This window comes from Nocardiopsis lucentensis DSM 44048, from assembly GCF_000341125.1.
Lineage (GTDB): Bacteria > Actinomycetota > Actinomycetes > Streptosporangiales > Streptosporangiaceae > Nocardiopsis > Nocardiopsis lucentensis.
On the sequence record NZ_ANBC01000396.1, the window covers coordinates 1 to 406 of the forward strand.

A 406-nucleotide genomic window follows, 5' to 3' on the forward strand; every position below is an offset into this window, starting at 1 on the left:
CGGCGGACACCGTCGGTGCCGTGGTGCGGGGCGCGGGGGCGCCCCGCACCACGGGTGCGGATCAGATGCCGAACGGCGCGGATGACCGCGGAACCCTCCCCGTCACTCCTGCCCGGACACGACACGGGCCACGGTGGCGGAGTCCGGACCGGTGTCCTGGGGAACGGTGAGCAACCGGATGCCGTGGGCGGCCAGCAGGGCGCTCACCAGCGCGACCGCGCCGCCCGCCCAGCCGCCGGCGTAGGACTCGCTCATGAACGCCACCCCGACCACGGAGGCCGCGACCGGGTTGGTCAGGGTGGTGATCCCCAGCGGCGCCCCGAGGTCCATGCCCTGGTAGGCGGCCTGTGCGAGGAGGAGGCCGAGGACCGCGATCACCGGAGTGGCCAGCGTGGCGGGGGGCGCC

Annotated in this window: 1 pseudogene; it reads right to left on the reverse strand. The window is 75.9% G+C overall.

The window, feature by feature from the left end:
* Positions 1 to 102 precede the first annotated feature (102 nt).
* Positions 103 to 406 (reverse strand): annotated as a pseudogene (locus D471_RS34320) (DMT family transporter); the annotation flags it as partial.